Below are 19610 nucleotides of genomic sequence, written 5' to 3'. Positions count from 1 at the left end.
ATTCGACTTGATGAACTTGCCTATTACCCGCCTCGGCCGTTTACCACTGGCGCTTCTGCTTCTACTCGTCAGCCTCGGCCGTATTCCCGTTGTCGTTGCTCACCCCATGCCGACGTCGGTGGTGCTGCTCACGGTGCACGCCGACCGCATGGACGCGGAGGTGCAGGTACCCCTCAACGAGTTGCAGGCGGCCTGGGGTCATGCCGTAAATGACTCCTCTGCTCGACTAATAGAGCGCCTAGGGCCCGCCTTGCGCGCCTACCTGGCCCAGCACATTCACCCCGAAAGCCCCGATGGGCGACCCTGGGCTGTGACCGTCGGAACGCTAACGGTGCACGAGACGCAGAACCCGATCAACGGTCCCTACCGTGAGTTGACGGCGCAGGTGCGACTGGTGCCCCCGATTCGGGCGAACGTGCGGCGGTTCATCTTCCGCTACGACGCTGTTATCCACCAGGTCGTCACGCACAAAATTCTGGTGTCGGTGCGGCAGGACTGGGCGCGGGGGCAGGTGGCCGACACGGCGGCAGCGCAGGTGGGCGTCATCGAGCTGGATGTGGTCAACAACCTTATTCATCCCTTGTCCATCAACCTAGAGGAGGGCAGCGTCTGGACCGGTTTTCGAGCGATGGTGCAGCTAGGCATCCGCCACATTGCCGAAGGCACCGACCACCTGCTGTTCTTGCTGGTGTTGCTGCTGCCGGCGCCATTGTTGGTTAAGGGGCGGCGGTGGAGCCGGTTTGGCGGGGTACGTTATAGTATCCGGCGGTTGTTGCTGATCGTCACGGCCTTTACCCTCGGCCACTCGCTTACCCTGCTGCTGGGCGCGCTGGGCTGGGTGCGGCTGCCGAGTCAACCCGTGGAAGTGCTCATCGCCGTGTCTATTCTGGTGTCGGCAGTACACGCCATGCGGCCCCTGTTTCCGGGACGGGAGGCGTGGGTGGCCGCCGGCTTTGGTTTAGTGCACGGACTGGCGTTCGCCAGTACGCTGGCGAACCTGCGGCTGGAGGCTGGACCCATGGCCCTGAGCATCCTAGGCTTCAACCTAGGCATTGAACTGATGCAGCTGGGTGTCATCACGCTGACCATTCCCTGGCTACTACTGCTGAGCCGCACCCCCACCTACAAAGCAGTGCGCGTTGGTGGGGCGCTCTGCGCTGCCCTGGCCGCCTTGGCGTGGATTATTGAGCGGACCCTGCTAAGCACTACCCCCTTCTCGACCGTCGTGGGGGGCATAGCGAGCTTAGCGCCGTGGCTGTTGGTGGCCTTGGCTGCCGGGTCCCTGTTCAGCTACTGGCGCAGTCGGAACCCGCGCCCGGCCATCAGATAAGCCGAGGTGCTTATGGCAGCCAGCATGTCGCGCTGTCGCATTTAGACTACCCTTATATCAGGAGCTATGGAAAATACTAGTACTAGCAATTCGCCTCGGGTGAAGGGCTTCTCTCAATTCGACGGCTTGTATGGGCAAACGCAGGCGCAGATTGATGCCGAGTACTTGTTCTCCGAACTACTGGAGACGCGCAGCCGAAGCTTCAACTGGGTCATCCAACCCCACCTACATGCCCGCTTATTTCAGGTATTTTTGGTGGAAACCGGTCACGTTACCTTTCAAGAAGCCACTCGTCAACGTCACCTGACCGCCCCGGTACTCCTGCTGATTCCGCCCAATGCCCTGCATGGCTTTCGGTACAGCTCTAATGCCACCGGTCGTATCCTGACCTTATCTAAGGCACTGGTGGATAGTTTATTCTCTAACAGTTCGCTGCTGTCTCCTCTGCTCGGCGCGGTCCAATGCCTAACGTCCTTTGAAGAACCGTATTCGGCGGGCCGGGTAGGTACGCTGCTGAAGGAAATTGACCAGGAGCTATTTGACAATCAGCCCGAAAAGCGGCTCATGCTGCGCGTGTGTCTGCAACGATTGTTTCTGGTCCTGTTCCGAATCTGGCAGCAACATGAAGTCATGGGCGTCACGCCCAATACCCAAGCACTCCGGTACTTTCGGCAATTTCAGCAGCGGGTCCGGCAGGCAGGAACCACCCACGGCGTGGCCCAGTTCGCCGGCGAACTAGCCATTACTCCTGGGCACCTGAACCGCATCTGCCAGGAGGTAGCCGGTCAGTCGGCCAGTTTGTTGGTGCAGGAGCATATCCTGGATGAAGCACGTAAATATCTGATCTACACCAACTACTCGGTGTCAGAAATTGCCTACCTGCTCCACTTTAAGTACCCCAACTACTTCGCCAAGTTCTTCCGGAAACACATGGGACTGACTCCTACTGACTACCGAGAAGGTCAGCAGGTAGGTTAGGCTATTTTTCACCAGTGTCTAGCATACTGATTAACAGTGTATTAGACGTGAGCTTAAAAACAACTTTTGGCGCTTCTGACCAGCTTCTTTGCGTAAGTCCTATAAAAAGGCTCCGGCGGCTTTGGGACTGTCGAATAAGGGGGTCAGCCTAGTTGAATAGTTCTGCTGTGGTCGTTTTGTATCCAAGAAAGCTTGATTTGTCTCCGACAAAGCCTGATATGGCAGAGATAAACGCTGACTAATCGCCGTAAATAGTGAACGTGTTAGGTCAAGGACAAGGGATGCTCTAAGGAGGAGTTAACCACGACGTCCTGTTCATGGGTCAACTTAACCAGTACTCTCAACTCTCTCCTACTTATTACTACTGGCTACCGAGTTGAAACGTCTATTCACCCTGCTGTTTTTCCTGACGCTTACTGGTGCGTGGGCTAGTGCGGTTCATGAGAGTGGCGCTATCAGCGGCACCGTGTACGAGGCGGGTACCCAACTGCCGTTACACGGGGTGTCCGTGCAGCTTGTAGAACTGCACAAGACGGTTGTCACCAACGAGCTAGGGCAGTACCGATTTGTTAATCTGGCGAGTGGTGCCTACCACATGGCGCTGTCGCACCTTGGCTACCAAGCGCTGCGCATACCAGCCACCGTGCTGGAAGATCAGACGACTACCGTGCGCACCAACCTGGTAGCGGCCCCTATTGAGTTGGGGGAAGTCGCGGTATCCTCGGAGCGGGCGCAGGAGCAGCAGCTCATCAGCGCGCTGGATATCAAACTGCGGCCCGTCACCAACTCCCAGGAAATTCTGCGGCTGGTGCCGGGACTGTTCATTGGGCAGCATGCGGGCGGAGGCAAGGCCGAGCAGCTCTTTTTGCGCGGCTTCGACCTCGACCACGGTACCGACATCCGCCTGAGTGTGGACGGCATGCCGGTAAATATGGTTTCGCACGCGCACGGGCAAGGCTACGCCGACCTGCACTTCGTCATTCCTGAGTTGGTACAAGGCCTAGACTTTAGCAAAGGCCCGTACACCACTGAGCAGGGCAACCTCGCTACGGCCGGCTGGGTCAACTTCCGCACCCGCACGGCCCTGGATAGCAGCTTCGCGAAGGTGGAAGCGGGCGAGTACGACACCTACCGAGCCGTGGCTGCCGTGAATTTGCTCGGGGCTAAGGGTCGTGCCCGGCAGCAATCAGCCTACGTCGCGGCCGAATATTCGTTCTCCAACGGCTACTTTGACAATCCGCAGCACTTCAACCGGCTCAACCTGGTGGGCAAGTACCACGGGCATCTCACGCCAGCCTCCCGCCTGACGCTGACCGGCTCCACGTTCTATAGTAAGTGGAATCACTCGGGCCAGATTCCCGACCGGGCCGTGGCACAGGGGCTCATTGATTGGTTTGGTTCCATTGACCCCAGCGAAGGGGGCCAGACCAGCCGCACCAACCTTAATGCAGAGCTGGTGACCGTGACGCCCGCCGGCAACGTGCTGCGCAACCAGTTCTTCTACTCGCGCTACGCCTTCGAACTGTACTCCAACTTTACCTTCTTCCGCGACGACACGCTCAACGGCGACCAAATCCGTCAAAAGGAAGGCCGTCACCTCTTCGGCTACAATGGCAGCTTCAGCCGCACGCATACGCTGGGCAAGCGGCCGTTGACTTCGACCTTAGGCGTGCAATACCGGCAGGATATCACGGACCATACTGAGCTCTCGCACACCAAAGACCGCCGCGAAACGCTCGAACAGCGGCAGTTCGGCGACATTAATGAGCTGAATGCGGGCGTGTATCTGGACGAAGCCTTACAGCTCGGAGCCCACCTGAACCTAGCGGCCGGCGTGCGCTTCGACGTGTTCCGCAACCAGTACCTGGATCGACTCCAGACGCCGAACACGACGGGTCACACCGGCGCGTCCATTATCTCGCCCAAGCTGAACCTAGCCTACACCGCCTCACCAGGGCTGCAATTCTACCTCAAGGCAGGCAAAGACTTTCACTCCAATGACACGCGCGTGGTGGTGGCCGAAGCGGGGCGGCAGGTGCTGCCCGCCGCCTACGGGGCCGACCTCGGGGTCGTGTTCAAGCCCGTGCCGCGCCTGCTGGTGAATGCCGCTGCCTGGTACTTGTGGCTGGCGCAGGAGTTTGTGTATGTGGGCGACGAAGGCGTGGTAGAGCCCAGTGGCCGCACTCGCCGCCAGGGCCTGGACCTGTCGCTGCGCTACCAGCTCACCCGCCACCTCTACTTTGATGCCGACCTCACCGCCGCCCAGCCCCGGGTCTTAAGGGCGGAAGCAGGGCAGAACTACCTGCCGCTGGCGCCCACGTTCACCTCCACCGGCGGGTTGAGCGTGCAAGGCGGGAGGCGTTTCAGCGGCTCGCTGCGCTACCGCTACCTGGCTGACCGGCCGGCGAACGAAGATAACTCCCTGATCGCCAAGGGTTACTTCGTAACCGATGCGCAGGTAAACTACACCCACTCGCGCTACCAGCTCGGTCTATCGGTGCAAAACCTGCTGAACACGCGCTGGAAGGAAACCCAGTTTGCTACTGAAAGCCGCTTGCAAGGTGAAGCCGCCCCAGTGGAGGAAATTCACTTCACGCCCGGTACGCCCTTTTTCGCCCGGCTGAGCGCCACGGTCTTTTTCCGCTGATACAGCCCACCAGCCAGTAGCTGCTTACCTCAGTTCAGTGTCCTTTTCACCTTATTCTTTCACTATTCCCCTTTTCTACCTTTTCACTCATGAAGAACCTTTTGTTTCTCGCGCCTCTCCTGCTCGGCCCCGCTACGCCGCAGCAGAAGGCCGCGCCACCCGCCGTGGCCTTCTCCTACGCCGCGCTGATTCCTCCCTTTGCGACCCCGGCTGTTCTGCCCACTCGCGTGACCCAAATAGTAACGGACAATGCTACCGTAGCGGACGTCGTGACGGCCGCAAATGCCTTCATTGCCACGCTCAGCACCGCTCAGCAAGCTACCCTACTTCAGGAGTTTAATTCTACCAACGTCACGAAATGGTCCAACCTGCCCGTTAACTCCACCAACCGGATTGGCCTGCGCCTCGATGCCCTGACCGTGGCCCAACAAACCGCGGCCCTGGCCGTGGTACGGGCCGCCACCGGCACCACCGCCAACGAAGGTTTCAACGAGATTCAGCAGATTCGGGCCGCCGACGACAACCTGGCGGCCAACGGGGGCGGCTCGACCTACGGCAGCGGCGTGTATCTGCTTGCCTTCCTGGGTACGCCCTCCACCACCGGCACCTGGATGCTGCAGTTCGGCGGTCACCACCTGGCCACCAACATCACCTTCGGCAGCGGCACCGTGACCGGGGCTACACCCAAATTTGAGGGCGTGGAGCCGCTAAGCTTCACCACCACCAACACGAACGTGCTGCCTATCGGCACCTACGCGCCCCTGAGCAGCGAGCAATCGACCATGCTGGCCATGATCAATGGCCTAACTACGGCCCAGCAGGCCACGGCCAAGCTCAGCCAGACGTTTAACGATGTCGTGCTCGGCCCGAACGGCAACGGCCAGTTTCCGGCTACCAAAGTGGGGCTACAGGTGAGTACCCTCACGGCGGCGCAGCAGGCTTTGGTGCTGGAAGCCATGAAGCCTTGGGTGCAGGACTCGGACGATGCCACAGCGGCTAGCCTGCTGAGTATTTACCAGAACCAGTTGGCCAACACCTATGTCGCCTACTCCGGCACCGGCCTGTTCACCAGCAACGGCGACTATGCCCGCATCGATGGGCCGAACGTTTGGATTGAGTTTGCCTGCCAGGGCGGCATCGTGTATCGCAATCAGATTCACTACCACACCGTCTGGCGCGACCATGCCCGCGACTATGGCGGCAACTTCTACACAGTTGTGACGGGTACCAAGGCGACTACGGCTGCGCAGGCTTTCTCGGTGTACCCGAACCCTACTTCGCCGGAGAGCAGCCTGCAAGTGAAGCTGGCGAGTTCCGCCCGGGCCGCTACTTATACCCTGCGCAATACCTTAGGCCAGACCGTCGCTACCAAGTCCTTCCAGGGCAATGCGGTGGAAGTGCCCACCGCTGGCCTGAAAGCCGGCACCTACGTGCTTAGCCTGGAAGTAGATGGCCAGGCCCCGGTCACCCACCGCTTCCTAGTCAAGTAATAATCTACCAAAACAAAGCGGTCCGCTTATCTGGCTAGGTGGACCGCCTTTGTCTGGTTAGACCTGTTCGGGCGGGGATCTCAACCTCCGCCCTAGTAACCTGAACTCCCAAACGCCTCCCGGACAATAAACAGCGGGAGGACGTCGAATCTCCTGCAACGCCCCCATGACTCGCTACCGCTACAACTTGAACGACGAACTTGTGTTCAGCTTACTACTTGGCAGTATCCTGCTTCTGTTGCTTCTGTATTATTACCTCTGGCAGGGGCTGGCCTGGATGTGGCACTGGGTGCAAAGTAGCTGGTGAGTCCCGCCACTATCACCAATGCTTATGGCTGTACCGTTCGTACCTGTCACTTTTTTAACTACCTCCTGAAACAGGGCTCGGTGCGGTCAAGTCGAGCGACTATCTATGATCGAGACAGTTCCTTGGTAGCCAAAGCCTATTTCGTGACCAATACCTAGGTGAATCACACCCGTGCACGCTACTCAGCTCGCTTCAATTTAGACCTGCGCTGAGTTATCCCCTTTCCCCCTCCTCTTCACCTTTTCACTCTTCTACTCATGAAAAACCTGTTGTTTCTTGCGCCTCTCCTGCTCGGCCGCGTCGCGCCGCAGCAGCAGGCCGCGCCACCTGCTGCCGCCTTCTCGTATGCCGCGCTGATTCCCTCGTTTGCCCAACCGGCCTGCCTAACCCGGGTGCAACCGATTGAAGGCACCGCCACCGTGTCGGACGTCGTAACGGCGGCCAACGCCTTCCTGGCCACGCTCACCGCCGCGCAGCAGAGCACCGTACTGCAAACCTTCAACGCGACCAACGTCATCAGGTGGTCGAACTTCCCCATCGCGGGCTACAACGGCCGCATCGGCATCCGCCTCGATGCCCTGACCGCCGCGCAGCAAGCCGCCGCCATGGCGGTCGTGCAGGCCGCCACCGGCACTACCCCGAATGAGGGCTTCAACGAGATTCAGCAGATTCGGACGGCCGATGATTACCTCGTCTCCACCGGTAGCAACAGCAGCATCTTCGGCAGCAACATCTACTTCATTGCTTTCCTAGGGCAGCCCAGCACCACCGGCACCTGGATGCTGCAGTGTGGCGGCCACCATTCCGCGACCAACATCACCTTCGGGGGCGGTAACGTGACCGGCGCTACGCCCAAGTTTGAAGGCGTGGAACCGTTGAGCTTCACCGCCCCGAACGCCAACGTATTGCCGACCGGCGTCACCTACGCGCCCCAGGCCCAGGAAGCGGCCGGGATGCTGGCTATGATCAGCGGCCTGACCACCGCGCAGCAAGCCACCGCCAAGCTAACGCAAACCTTTAACGACATAGTCGTAGGGCCGCAGAAAGACGGACAGTTCCCGGCCACCAAGGTCGGCTTGCCATGCAGCCAGCTCACGAGCACCCAGCAGCAACTGGTAATGAACGCTATGGCCCCCTGGGTAAAGGATGCCGATGACGCTACCGCAACCTTCTTACTGACCACTTACCAGAACCAACTGGCCAACACCTACATTGCCTATTCGGGCACCGGCACCTTGGCTACCATCGGTGACTACGTCCGCATCGACGGGCCCAACGTGTGGATTGAGTTTGTGGTCCAACAAGGGGCCGAGTTCCGGACCCAGATTCACTACCACACCCTCTATCGCGACCGGGCCCGCGATTACGGCGGCAACTTCTACGGCACCTACACGCCGGTGCTGGGCACCAAGGCCGCCGCCGCTGCCGAGACGTTTGCCGTCTACCCCAATCCTACCGCCCGTGAGGGGGGACTGCTGTTGAAGCTAACTAACCCGGCGACAGTAGCACGCTATACCGTGCGCAACACCCTAGGCCAGACACTCGCCACTAAGGAATTCAAAGGTATCGCGGTGGAGGTACCCACCACTAACCTAAAAGCGGGCACGTACGTGCTCAGTCTGGAAGTGGACGGCAAAGCACCTGTAACCCACCGCTTCATTGTGAAGTAGCCGTAAGGTTGGCAAAATAAAGCCGCCCACCTAGCTAAGCTAGGTGGGCGGCTTTATTTTGCCAATGGCTGTAAATTCTAATCATCTGACCTCCATGAGAAAGTCCTAGTTGGCTTGCTAGTCAGCGGTATCTTGCTCCTTCTATACCTGCATCCCTACTTCTGGCAGGGACTAACATGGGCGTGGCACTGGGTAACGAAGTAGTGAAGGAGTAACTTGACTGGCAGCTAAAGCAACCGCCTTCCCTGAAGTGCCTTCTTGTCCTCAAACTAAAACGACTACGGGGCACTTAAGATTAGCAAGTGTGCCCTGCTAATAATTTTTATACTGGCGCTACGGACGGGTTTCAGCGCTATTCAGACTCACCAAGCGGGCCAGCAAAATGGCCAGGAAGAGCTGCCCGACGACAGCTTCTAGGTTGGCGAGACTGCGGGCCAGCGGATGCACGGGCACAATATCGCCGTAGCCGGTGGACGTAAGCGTGGTTAAGCTGAAATATAACAGTTCACCGGGCCGCAAGGGCGCTTTTGTCAGGGTGGTGAACGCATCTGGGAAAGCCATGTTGAGGACGATGAAGGCGCCCATGAATAGCAGGGCTAGGTTCAGATAGATAACTATGGCCCCCAGTAATTGATGACGGCTAACCTGCTGCGCCCGGAACACCGCCTGCCCCACCGCTACGGTGATGCTCAACGTGCCGACCATACGCAGCAGTAGGCCGATATACAAATTCGAGCCAACGTAGAACACCCATACCATGGGCATTAAGCAAAGCAGGATGAGCCCACGGGCCTTGCTGCGGGCAGGTAGGGCGAAGGAGGCAACGATCAGAAGCAGTATTTGCAGGCCGTTCACTATAGAATAAGTAAGCACCTTTATGCTGGATAACGGGCTCACCACAAACAGCAATACCATCTGCCCCAAGAATAACACTGTTAGAGAGGATTCCCGAACCTGGTTCTGCCAGTACTCCAGCTTTTTGTTCAGGCGATTGGTCATGAGGCGAAACATAGGATCAGAAAGGCGAATCGCACAATAGTAACCCGGAAATGTAAGATCCGTGCGTGGCGCAGTATAGATTCCGGTACGCGAAAGCTTAATCAAAAGCTACAGCAATCTGGGCCAATGCACGGTCACCGTCCTGCCGAGCGATTGGCCGCCGCTTTCGGCTCCTTTTCTGGTCCTTCGGTGTCACCAGCGGCAGGGCAGTTAGTTACTAGAAGATCCACTGGCGCTATTTACCAGTGGGCTATCCTTGCCACTGAAGCTTCCGGAAAAGAGATTAACCCCTCACAGGATTTGTGAGCGAAATTTGCGACGGGCCAACTTGAGCCAGTTACTTGGCAAGCTTAGTTTGGGGGCCAACCAAATAACCTTTACCAACCGGCCAAACGCGGGGAACATTCAGTACGACTACCTGCGGTTAGAGGCCGCCAGCACCCGTTTGGATCCGAATGTGCCCTTAGCTGCCAGGTCGGCCGCATTGGAGGCAGCTGTGACACTCTATCCTAACCTAGCCCGTAGTCTTGTCAGAAGCATGCACTTCAGAATTGCGCTGCCTGTAGACTTATAGGAGTCGCTTTAGACACCCCGAGAAAGATCTTTTCAAACCAGACAAAGACCATTAAACCATTTAGAAAGTAGACTAGTCCATAAAGTTCACCTCGTGGGTTGTTTCGCTGAACAAGGTAAAGCAGAAATGGCCTTCAATTCACAGAAACGCTGTTTTGCCGTACTCCTAATTCGAAGCTAATTGTACAGCGAAACGAGGCCGACTAAACTAAGAAAACAAGTAAAACTGTCAACCTATTTCCGGACAAGACACTTACCTGGACGACTACCGTTTTATCCCCAGTGGGAATGGCGGCACGCCCAAGCGTTGGCCCAGGTGGAAGCACGGAATCGGTACCTGGGTCTGCTACAGCCGAGCAGCGCAGCAGTTCTATGAGTGGTTCTTCATTTCTTCTACTGCAGCTTCGTTACAGGAGGCGATGAAGCTACTAGTAGCATTAGGCTTGTGAGCAGATAATAGCATCAATGGAACATTGTTTCGTTTATTTCGTTTAGTAGCTTTGCACGGAACCAGCCAGCGAATGGAAACCTTACGCAACGACTCTACCCTACGCGAGCAACAATTAGCACGCGAAGCCCTCGCGCACCTCACGCAAGTTATTGCCATAAAAGGTGCTGACCACGTAACACTGGAGCTGGCGGATAATCATGAACGCCTTGCCCTTCCGCGCAAAGCGCTGGAGCTGCTCGCACTGATTCTGTCGAATATGGCGACGGGCAAAACCGTTTCCCTACTGCCTACAGATGAAGAAGTCAGTACCCAAGAGGCCGCCGACTTGCTGCAAGTGTCGCGCCCGCACCTGGTCAAGCTGTTAGAAGAAGGTGCCATGCCGTTCAAGAAGGTAGGTAGCCATCGGCGGGTGCTGCTGGCGGAGGTGCTGCGCTATGAGGCGACGCAGCAAGCACAACGGAAACAACACTTGCAGTTCTTGGCCGAGCAGGCTCAGGAGCTGAACTTAGGCTACGAATGAGTGTTTCCGCTAAGCGGGTAGCGGTGCTAGATGCCTGCGTGTTATACCCGGCGCCGCTGCGGGACTTGTTGTTGAACGCCGCTGACTTCCGACTATACGCACCGAAGTGGACGGCACGTATCCAAGATGAGTGGACACGCAATTTAGTAATGAATCGGCCGGAACTTACGGCTGAGCAGCTGCAGAGGACTGCGGCGGCTATGCAAGCGGCCTTTCCCGAGGCAGAGGTACCTGTCTACGAACCGCTGATCGATTCTCTACAGTTACCGGACCCGGATGACCGGCATGTACTAGCTGCCGCCATTCGGGCGCAGGCGGAGATTATTGTGACCGCTAACCTGAAAGACTTTCCGGCTGATGTGTTGCGCGAATACGGCGTTGAAGCGCAACACCCCGATGCGTTCATGACCACGTTGCTCGATGAGCAGCCTGCCCGTGTACTACAGGCCTTTCGCCAACAGGTTTCGTTCCTGCGCAATCCACCGAAGACAGCTGAACAAGTCTTAGATACCTTGCGTCGTGTCGGACTTACCATTACCGTACGTAAGCTAACGGCTCTGCTAATCGGTTCGAGCTAAGTATTAAAACACCGCTACCAGTGCAGCTAAGTGGTAGATAATGCAGAGCATCACGGCACAAGCTGTTGCAAAGTTGCTTACACCTCCAAACGGGTAAGACCAAATCGAGAATCTCATAAGGTGAGCTACTGCTCACTCCATTGAGCTCTGAAAAACGTGCGTCTAGTTCATTTTGATGATGCCGTTGACCAAGGGAAGAGGCATAGCGCTAATTCAGTGCTAACACTGATGCATAATAGGTTGAAGGAAGGTTCCTTAGATGATCAGGATGCTAGTAGAGCATGAGCTACTAGTTTGCTTAGAGTTGGTAGGGCCAGTTGATTTTAGTGAGGCAGTTTTCCCGACTAACGCAGTACGTAGTGACTGATGTGCGCTCTACGAAAGACGTTGAAAACCATGTGCGTAGAATAAGAACATGCACATGATCATAACAGGATAGAGTATGAACAAAGCTATACTACTCTTGATACTGTGCTTACTAAAAGTGGCCCTATCCGAAGCCCAAGAGCTGGAAGTCGCTTCGAAGTTGAAGTTAGCGGAGCGAGCAACAGACACAACTTATACGGTAGTTCTGACCATTAAGTATAATAGCGTTGCCGATCCCTACACGGTTACCGTCATAGACCGTAACAGTGGCACGGCGACGCAAGGAGTAGACTATAGGCATAGGCTCGCATCGGGACAAATCCTTACTTCAAGCACTGGTTCTCCCAATACGTTTACAGTAGACATTACAATACTAAAGGATGACCAAGTTGATCCTGATGAAACCATTGAATTGTTTCTAGAGGCAAAACGTACGAAGGATTCGGCAGCTAATTCGATTCCAAAAGAGGTAGTGTTTACCATCAGTGACTTCAAAAAGTCGTCGGTTGCCAAGAAGAAAGGGGGAGATGACACTTTTATTGCAGACTCGTTACATCGTGATTTGCTGCTTTTCACCGGCGCTAGCTTTGACTTCTTTGGCAAGTCCCAGTTCAAAAACTTTGCGGGTAGCGTGACAGCACACTTGCCTGATTTAGTACGCATTGGCTCTATAAAAGGCACTCCGATAACATTGGGACTCGATGGCTCGATCTTTCATTACCACTATTATACTGCCGACACCTCCGGTGGACGTAATTACAGTGAGAGTTATTTGGTTAATCCAAATGTTCGGCGTTTGGTCCCTGACTCAACCCGGTATGTACGAAGCTCCTATGCCCTCAATTCCAAGACGGACATTCGAGTCTGGGGCTATAATGCGCAGTTGCTCATCGGGCTGGGGAAACCGCCCCAGGATAAAAAGCAAAGTAGCTACGTGCGCGCTTTCCTGACAGTGGATGCGGAAGTGCTGGTCACTACGTACCGTACTACGCTAACCAAAACAAATGTGCGCACTGACACGGCCATTTACCGAAGCAGTGATGCCCGTCGAGTTGCTTTATATCAACAAACCCGGCCCAGCGAAGTAGTTAACAACAGAGCGTATGGCTATTTTGGGGTAGGCCTTACCACCTACATGAGCTTTGCCAAAAGCTTCGACTTTTATGCTCAGGGAGTCATCGGTAAGACGACGAATAATCCTTCGCTGGAGGATATTCCCGTAACGGTCTCAGACCCCGAATTTCGCTTACAACGGTTAGTAAATGATGCCTGGGGCAGCTATTACTTGGTTAAAGGCCGGATTACTGAAAAGTATACGGGGCTTAATGGAACGGTTGGCGTAGAGATCCGAGGCTTGTTACCTAAGAATGCGCCTTTCGTCGCCGCGTTTTTAGGTATCCAGTTCACCCCCGAAAAGATAAAAGCGTTCTTCAAAAGCTGAACGTCTCAGTGCGTGGATGCCTGTTTGGATCGTCTCATCGAAAGGTAGTACACCATTTGCCGCAACGAAGCCATTCGAAACTAGTGATGCTTGCCTTGCAATAGCCTCTCTTGGTTGCCCGGAAATAGGCGTGTGATAAAAGCGCTACGAACCTGCCTTCCAGTATAATGAGGGCCGTTTGTACCTGGCTTGTTCAATTAACCTATCCAATTCTACTAGTAAAACGGGAAAACTATTTCAAAGAAGATTTCCCCAATCCGAACATTCCTCATTATGCGATATGCTGAATGTAAATAATAAGCTATTGATAATAAGTTAATTAATGATTACTTGATCGTAGCGGAGTTAGTGCTTTTAATCTCGGGTATATGAATCCTTTTGCTACTCTACGCGCTGTTGCCTTCCGCGGTATTCTCCTCGTAAGCTGCTGGGTTTTCCTAGCAACCTGTGCCAAAGACCCAGAAGAGAGCCTAACGCCTACTGCGCCCCCCTCCCCTGAGCTAAAGCTTCGGCAAGGGGTAGTTCCGCTGGACTCCGTCAACTTTAAGCTTCGTCCAGACACTGCTTTGTTGCGGCGCGGGGTTTACAGCTTTACTTCCCCAACGGGGAAGACAGCTACTGTCGTGCCGGGCAACATCATTGTCGGAAATCAGCGCTTAGGGTTTATTCGCCGAGTCGTGCGGGTGTCTGGGGCCCCGGGGCAACTAATCTTAGAAACTGTACCCGCTGGCTTGGCTGATTTATACGAAAGTGGTCGATTACACTTCACTACCCCCATGGAGGAGCTGCAGGGAAGAGGCCCCACCCAAGTCGACGGATTCAAAATTAAGCTGGATCCCAAATTTCTGGGGCAAGTTGATATTGGAATGAGCCTGGATAAAGCGGATCTGGAACTGGATATGGAATGGGAATTTGACTTTCAGTTCAATGAAGGCCAAGTCAAGCGGTTTCAAGTACTAGCTAAGAACGGGAAGCTGAATAGTGATATTGCTGTTGGGCTAACGGCTGGTAGTGCTAAGGAGATTAAAATACCACTAACGCCACAAAAAAAAGTTAAAAGGACTTACTGGGTTCCAGCTGGCTTGCCTTTCCCCATACCTGTTCAAGCCGTGGTTAGCTTGGCCCTGGATGCTAAACTCAAAGCCAGCACTCCCTTCCGGTGGAATTATCACTGGACTACTGCTAACGCCTTCTCAATGGGGGCATTGTACGAGTTTAGTCAGTGGCGAAATCTAAGCACCTACGAACCATCATCAACCTGGGAGACTACCGGACGATTTCGCATGGGGGGTGCTAGTGCAGCGGTGATTTTTGAGACCGAGTTCAGCTTCAACATCCTGGGGGCTGCCGGGCCATTCTTTAGTTTTCCGCTGAAAGCCGAGCTAGCAGGCAATTATGCACCGGCGAGCAGCGACTGGGATCTTAAGGGCCAACTGGCCTTGGAACCGACTGCTGGTCTAGCGCTTACACTATTTGGCTCCGAGATTGGTAAAATGGAATTTAGCACCTCCATTCCTTTGCTGGAATACAACGCGCCGATGAAAATTCTTCGGGCGAGCGGCTATGATCAAACGGGCGCAGCAGGTCAGTTCTTACCGGCGCCTATACGCGTACGGGTTGTCGATAAATTCAACCGAGCCTGCTCATCCGTGCCCGTCTATTTTGAGGTAACAGGCGGGGGGGGCAGTTTGAGCAGCAACAAAGTGGTCACCGACAGCACCGGCTACGCCGAGACAAGATGGAAATTGGGGAATTTTCTGAGTCAGGCACAAATCGTAGCCGTCCAGGTGAAGAAAGCCGATCAGAATCCAATTGCCGGTGAACCAACCTTGTTCACGGCAAATTCAGGACCGGGGGCAGATCCCGTCTTGGAATTGAAGTATATATCAGGTGGTAACCAAGCTGCCAAGATCAACGCCTCTTTACCAGCTCCCGTTATATTCCGAGTTGTTACCACGCAGGGAGTGGCTTGGAAAGGCCACCCCGTAACATTCACGGTAAACCCAGGCGACGGTTATGTTTCTCAGCAAACCGTCACTTCAGACCCGGACGGTTACGTGCAAGTATTTTGGACCTTAGGCGATAATAGCAGTACCGTACAGCACTTGACGGTAAGCTCAACCACTCCCTCCGGTACCCCCATTCTAAACAGCCCCACCAACATTGCGGCCACGGGAACCATCTGCACCGCCGTTCCTCCAAGTAATGCTGTTCACCAATTACTGACGGGCGGGGACAGTAAAGTATGGCGGTGGGTCAGCTACTCCGTTCCCGGCATTCCCTACTGTGGTGGTCCTACGCAAGGAAATCCGACTATCCGTTTCAATCGCAACGGCACTATCAGCTGGTCGCACATTGGCGATGTTGGCGTGACCAAAAACCAGAGCTGTCGCTATTTACCTAATACCAATAGTGGAACGGGCGGATTTTGTTTAGACAAGAATAACAACCTCAATCTTGCCTATTCTGATGGTGGTGAAGATGGTTTTATTCTGCTATCGATCACGAAGGATAAGGCCACCGCCCTGACCACGACAGAGGATGGACATCTAGCCACGATGAGCTTGATTGCTTTGTAAGTAAAATCATCTGCAACGTGCTATGCCTCTAAGATAAGGTACTCCGCTTCAAGCAGCATATGCTTTCCAGGCCAGCGTATGCTCCAACTCAGCTTTTACTGCTGCATAAGAGAATGGCTGGTATTGGCCTACCACTAGGTGTTTCAATAAGGTGTAGATATGCATAAGGGATACGCAAGTGTACTAGCATTCACGCTTAGCCTGTGCTGGTTCGAAATACCCTTGTCAAAGGCTCAACCAAGCTACGATCTTTCGCATAGCAACTACGCGGGAATGAATGGGGTAGTCTATAATCCGGCCTCTGTGGCAGCAAATCGCTACAGACTGCAGATCCATGGCGTTTCCTCCGATTTGCATGCGACCAATAACGCATACAAGTATATCGGAAACTGGACGCCCGTTAACCGCGACGAGGGGTTTACGCTCAAAGCTCCTTTTCTGAAGGCAACGTCAACGAATGCCCTAAAACTGTTTAGCGCAGGCATGGATCTGCGCGGCCCAGGTGTACTCGTTCGCCTATCTCCTACGAGTGCTGTAGCAGTAGGCACGAGGATCCGTCGAAGCCTACAAGGCAATGCCATTTCGGCTAGTCTGCTGACGCAGGCTGTTACAGGGTTTAGCACACCCGGGCGCTGGCGGAATAGCTCCTTTAACCTCAACAGCAATGCCTTTGCCGAATGGGATCTGACCTATGGGCGAGTTATAATACAGCAGAACCAGCACCTGCTCAAAGCAGGGGTGACCCTGAAGCGAATGATGGGGCAGGGTGCTGCCTACTTACAAGGAAGAGAAGTAGCGTATGAGCTCACCCAGGAGGCCTATAGAAAAGGTGGAGACTCAACGCTAGTGCTTGAACACCTACAAGGCTCTTATGCCGTAGCAAACGCCGAGGCCCAGCGCGACTTCGACTTAGCTAAAGCTATCCAATGGCTAACGGGGCGCGGTACCAGTGGACAGGGTTGGGGTGCTGATCTGGGTGTCGTATACGAGTTCGATCCGGTTGCGGACCCTCCCTCTACATCAGAGACTGGTAACCAGGTAGGGGCTTCTTATAAGTGGCGAGTCGCTGTCTCACTCAATGATGTGGGATCAGTAAACTACAATCGCAGGGCGATCGCTTACGATAACTTCGAATTAAACGACCAAGCCGTCAGCAAGGAGGATATCACAGGAGTTTATCTGACCAACTTTGATTCTAAGTTAAATTCCGCATTGCCGTTAGCGTCGTTGAACAGCCGTAACCACCTCTCGACTGGATTACCTACTGCATTCAACTGTGACCTAGATTACGCGTTCAACCGTCACCTGTACTTGAATGCGGGCTTGAGTCAAGGCATTAAAGGACGGTATTCCCGAGGGATGCGGCAGTTTTCTTATGCTTCTCTTACCCCTCGCTTTGAAAGCAAATGGCTGGGAGTAGCTTTCCCCTTCTCATTCGTCAATAATTATCAGCAACTCAACTGTGGGATAGCCTTGCGGATCGGATCCGCTACCATTGGCACTAACAATATGGCAGCCTTATTTAGTAAGCAAGACCCTCGTGGCTTTAATGTCTACAGTGAACTGACATTACTTCGCTTGGAAGGAAAGCGCGTAGCCCATTGAAGCCTGATTGAATAGACAAGGAGCTCATTCACAGCGAGTAAATGGGAGATAGTAAACTGCTGGTAGACACCTGCTTAGAATCTTCTGTGAAATGCCCAAACTAGGTAAGCCTATAACGTACTGCAAAGGCGTCTTCGCACTACCTTGTACCTCAGCAGTAATCACCATAACATCTTCCGAGCAACGTTCAATTAATGTTATAAGCTCGACTGTTTAAGCGCAATTCATGCGTTGATTACCCCAGTTTTACGGCCACCATGGAGATAAAACACTTCTATAGGCGGCAACTCAGTGCCAAATGGGCCAGCAGCGCCTATCCTAGATTGGGCAGCCGCTCCGCTGCAATGGTGAAATTGAGCGGTAAGCTTACTAGAACGCTGTTGTTTAGTGTATGTCCTTCGCTTGCATCCAGCCCAACGTGTAGGTGGGAAAGTCCTCTTTACTGTACATCAAATACCCGGCACTACTAGTTGGTTGCATTTCTACGTAGCGCCACTGCTGCCCAAGGGAATCTACCTTGTCCGCCCAGGCAATGCCCTGGGCCCCTTTGCCGAACTTGAGCAGGATATTGCCTTTCTTTACCGCATCATACATGATCGTGGAGGTGTCATCTACTACGGGTGCCGTCCGCAGCGCAACAGAATCAGTGGACAGGCGAAACGCTTGGGGAGAGGCTAGCAGCGAACCGATGGGTCGTTGCGTGAAAGCCGCAGTACCCCGTTGCAGGACGAGCTTTGCGTTCAAGTGCTGGTCGAAGGCATAGGCACTTTCGAATTCGATGTACTGCGCGCAACACCCAAAATCGAGCAGGGTTAGCATTGCCAAGTGGCGCTTTTGGAACGTAAGGCGCTTGACCTGTCCCCACCATTCTTGGGCTATTTTACGATAGCGCCCGTGCTCATTGAGAAAGAACCAGACCACGTCGGCTTCGGCGCCAACCGGGCCAGTATAGACCGCATCCAACTGCCCATCGCCGTTCAACTCCACTACATGAAGGGCCGTGTTGCGTGGCAGACGTGGGCCGTCTTGGTTTTCCCTGTTTATCTCGGCAAAGAAGGGGGCAAGCGCCGTGACTACGCTATCCTTATAGGAAGTAGGAACAGCTGCTTCTACGGTACGCCAGTCCAGGGTATCGCCCTGCTGGATATAGCTAAACGGCGCTCGGGCAGAGGAGGTGGTCTGCTTGGGAGGTGCTTGGCGAGGAAAGTCTTGGGTTGGCTCTGGTTGAGAGCAGGCTCACAGTAGCAGGATAAGGCAAAGAAATGAGCGGTAACAATCCTTCATTAGCGTGTGCAGGGAATATATGGTGGTTTGCAGCGCATGAATAGCGCCAAAATACCACCATCGAAGGATAAGCGCAGTAGAGATAAAATTATTATTATTCCAAGAACGCGGGTATAACAAACAATATGTTAATGACTAAAACACATTTTCATACGTGATACTGAAGAATGAGTAAAACTTAAAATAATAGCATAACTAGCCTATTGCAAACCAAGTATAGGTAGCTTCAAAAGGAGGCATCAACGGCGAGTTAACGCCAACAAAAAGCCCCACCCCGTTATTGAAAACGGTTAGGCAGTTCTGCCCGCAGTTGAGCTTTAAGCCCGTATAAAAGCGCTGGCTGCCTTGTAGTAGGTTGCCGTTCATTATAAATTCTGACTTATCCTTAGCATAAAGTAGTTGCGTAATTTGACCGGTTAGTAAGACACCAATAGCATCGGTTGGCACTGTCTTATAAGGCTTCCATACGGTAGATTCTGTTGCTTCAGTCAGCAAGCTTTCCAGTTGTAAAGAAGGCGATAACCGAATATCGATGTGGTCTCCGTCATAGGCGTCTTCCACAACCAACAAGTGATTATCCTCCTGAAAAGCAATGATTAGCTGACAGGGAGAAGAGCTATCTTTTTTCGGTTCTTCCTCGAAATAGATAAGATAGATATCGCGAATGGGCTGCTGCAGCAATGCTTGCGAAAAAAATGGCTCCATGACTGGATAAAGAACCAATAGAGAGGAAAATATACCTGTCGTATAAGTAAATGTGGCTGTTGCAAAAGTCAGGCAGGAAGCAAAACA

The 19610-nt window shown here is 54.1% G+C and carries 13 protein-coding genes; 10 read left to right on the top strand and 3 right to left on the bottom strand.

Annotation, left to right across the window (positions count from 1 at the left end; genetic code table 11):
* The first annotated feature begins 10 nt into the window (after nucleotides 1–10).
* The 5 genes from SD425_RS28735 (at nucleotide 11) to SD425_RS28715 (ending at nucleotide 8422) form a co-directional block, all read left to right on the top strand.
* Nucleotides 11–1330 carry a HupE/UreJ family protein gene (locus SD425_RS28735; protein WP_324680329.1) on the top strand — a complete coding sequence of 440 codons (1320 nt, stop codon included), beginning with the start codon at nucleotides 11–13 and terminating at the stop codon, nucleotides 1328–1330.
* A gap of 66 nt (nucleotides 1331–1396) precedes the next feature.
* Complete coding sequence (locus SD425_RS28730) at nucleotides 1397–2308, top strand: helix-turn-helix domain-containing protein (RefSeq protein WP_324680327.1); 912 nt, start codon at nucleotides 1397–1399, stop codon at nucleotides 2306–2308.
* A gap of 376 nt (nucleotides 2309–2684) precedes the next feature.
* On the top strand, nucleotides 2685–4955 hold the full coding sequence (locus SD425_RS28725) for a TonB-dependent receptor (RefSeq protein WP_324680325.1): 2271 nt from the start codon (nucleotides 2685–2687) through the stop codon (nucleotides 4953–4955).
* Between the two features lie 89 nt (nucleotides 4956–5044).
* A complete protein-coding gene (locus SD425_RS28720) occupies nucleotides 5045–6445 on the top strand; it encodes a DUF3500 domain-containing protein (protein ID WP_324680323.1) in 1401 nt (466 codons plus the stop codon).
* Between the two features lie 564 nt (nucleotides 6446–7009).
* Nucleotides 7010–8422 carry a DUF3500 domain-containing protein gene (locus tag SD425_RS28715; RefSeq protein WP_324680321.1) on the top strand — a complete coding sequence of 471 codons (1413 nt, stop codon included), beginning with the start codon at nucleotides 7010–7012 and terminating at the stop codon, nucleotides 8420–8422.
* A gap of 333 nt (nucleotides 8423–8755) precedes the next feature.
* On the opposite strand, the gene SD425_RS28710 is transcribed toward SD425_RS28715, so the two are convergent.
* On the bottom strand, nucleotides 8756–9421 hold the full coding sequence (locus SD425_RS28710) for a potassium channel family protein (RefSeq protein ID WP_324680319.1): 666 nt from the start codon (nucleotides 9419–9421) through the stop codon (nucleotides 8756–8758).
* A gap of 1094 nt (nucleotides 9422–10515) precedes the next feature.
* On the opposite strand from SD425_RS28710, the gene SD425_RS28705 reads away from it, so the two are divergent.
* The 5 genes from SD425_RS28705 to SD425_RS28685 all read left to right on the top strand — a co-directional run bounded on the left by SD425_RS28705 (nucleotide 10516) and on the right by SD425_RS28685 (nucleotide 17534).
* A complete protein-coding gene (locus SD425_RS28705; RefSeq protein ID WP_324680317.1) occupies nucleotides 10516–10965 on the top strand; it encodes an excisionase family DNA-binding protein in 450 nt (149 codons plus the stop codon).
* Entirely contained in the window at nucleotides 10962–11543 is a 582-nt protein-coding gene (locus SD425_RS28700) for a PIN domain-containing protein (protein WP_324680315.1), read from the top strand. Before SD425_RS28705 ends, SD425_RS28700 begins: the two co-directional genes overlap by 4 nt.
* Nucleotides 11544–11985: 442 nt before the next feature.
* Nucleotides 11986–13350 carry a hypothetical protein gene (locus SD425_RS28695; RefSeq protein WP_324680313.1) on the top strand — a complete coding sequence of 455 codons (1365 nt, stop codon included), beginning with the start codon at nucleotides 11986–11988 and terminating at the stop codon, nucleotides 13348–13350.
* A gap of 776 nt (nucleotides 13351–14126) precedes the next feature.
* On the top strand, nucleotides 14127–15929 hold the full coding sequence (locus tag SD425_RS28690) for a hypothetical protein (protein ID WP_324680311.1): 1803 nt from the start codon (nucleotides 14127–14129) through the stop codon (nucleotides 15927–15929).
* A gap of 303 nt (nucleotides 15930–16232) precedes the next feature.
* Nucleotides 16233–17534 carry a DUF5723 family protein gene (locus SD425_RS28685; RefSeq protein WP_324680309.1) on the top strand — a complete coding sequence of 434 codons (1302 nt, stop codon included), beginning with the start codon at nucleotides 16233–16235 and terminating at the stop codon, nucleotides 17532–17534.
* Between the two features lie 384 nt (nucleotides 17535–17918).
* Here the strand turns inward: SD425_RS28685 and SD425_RS28680 are convergent, their stop codons facing one another.
* Both SD425_RS28680 and SD425_RS28675 read right to left on the bottom strand, forming a co-directional pair.
* A complete protein-coding gene (locus tag SD425_RS28680; protein ID WP_324680307.1) occupies nucleotides 17919–18521 on the bottom strand; it encodes a hypothetical protein in 603 nt (200 codons plus the stop codon).
* Between the two features lie 492 nt (nucleotides 18522–19013).
* Entirely contained in the window at nucleotides 19014–19523 is a 510-nt protein-coding gene (locus SD425_RS28675) for a hypothetical protein (RefSeq protein WP_324680305.1), read from the bottom strand.
* Between the last annotated feature and the right edge of the window lie 87 nt (nucleotides 19524–19610).

Source organism: Hymenobacter sp. GOD-10R (assembly GCF_035609205.1).
In the GTDB taxonomy this organism is placed as follows: domain Bacteria; phylum Bacteroidota; class Bacteroidia; order Cytophagales; family Hymenobacteraceae; genus Hymenobacter.
The sequence above is the reverse complement of the archived record's forward strand: the minus strand, read 5'-3'. Positions and strand labels throughout refer to the sequence as shown.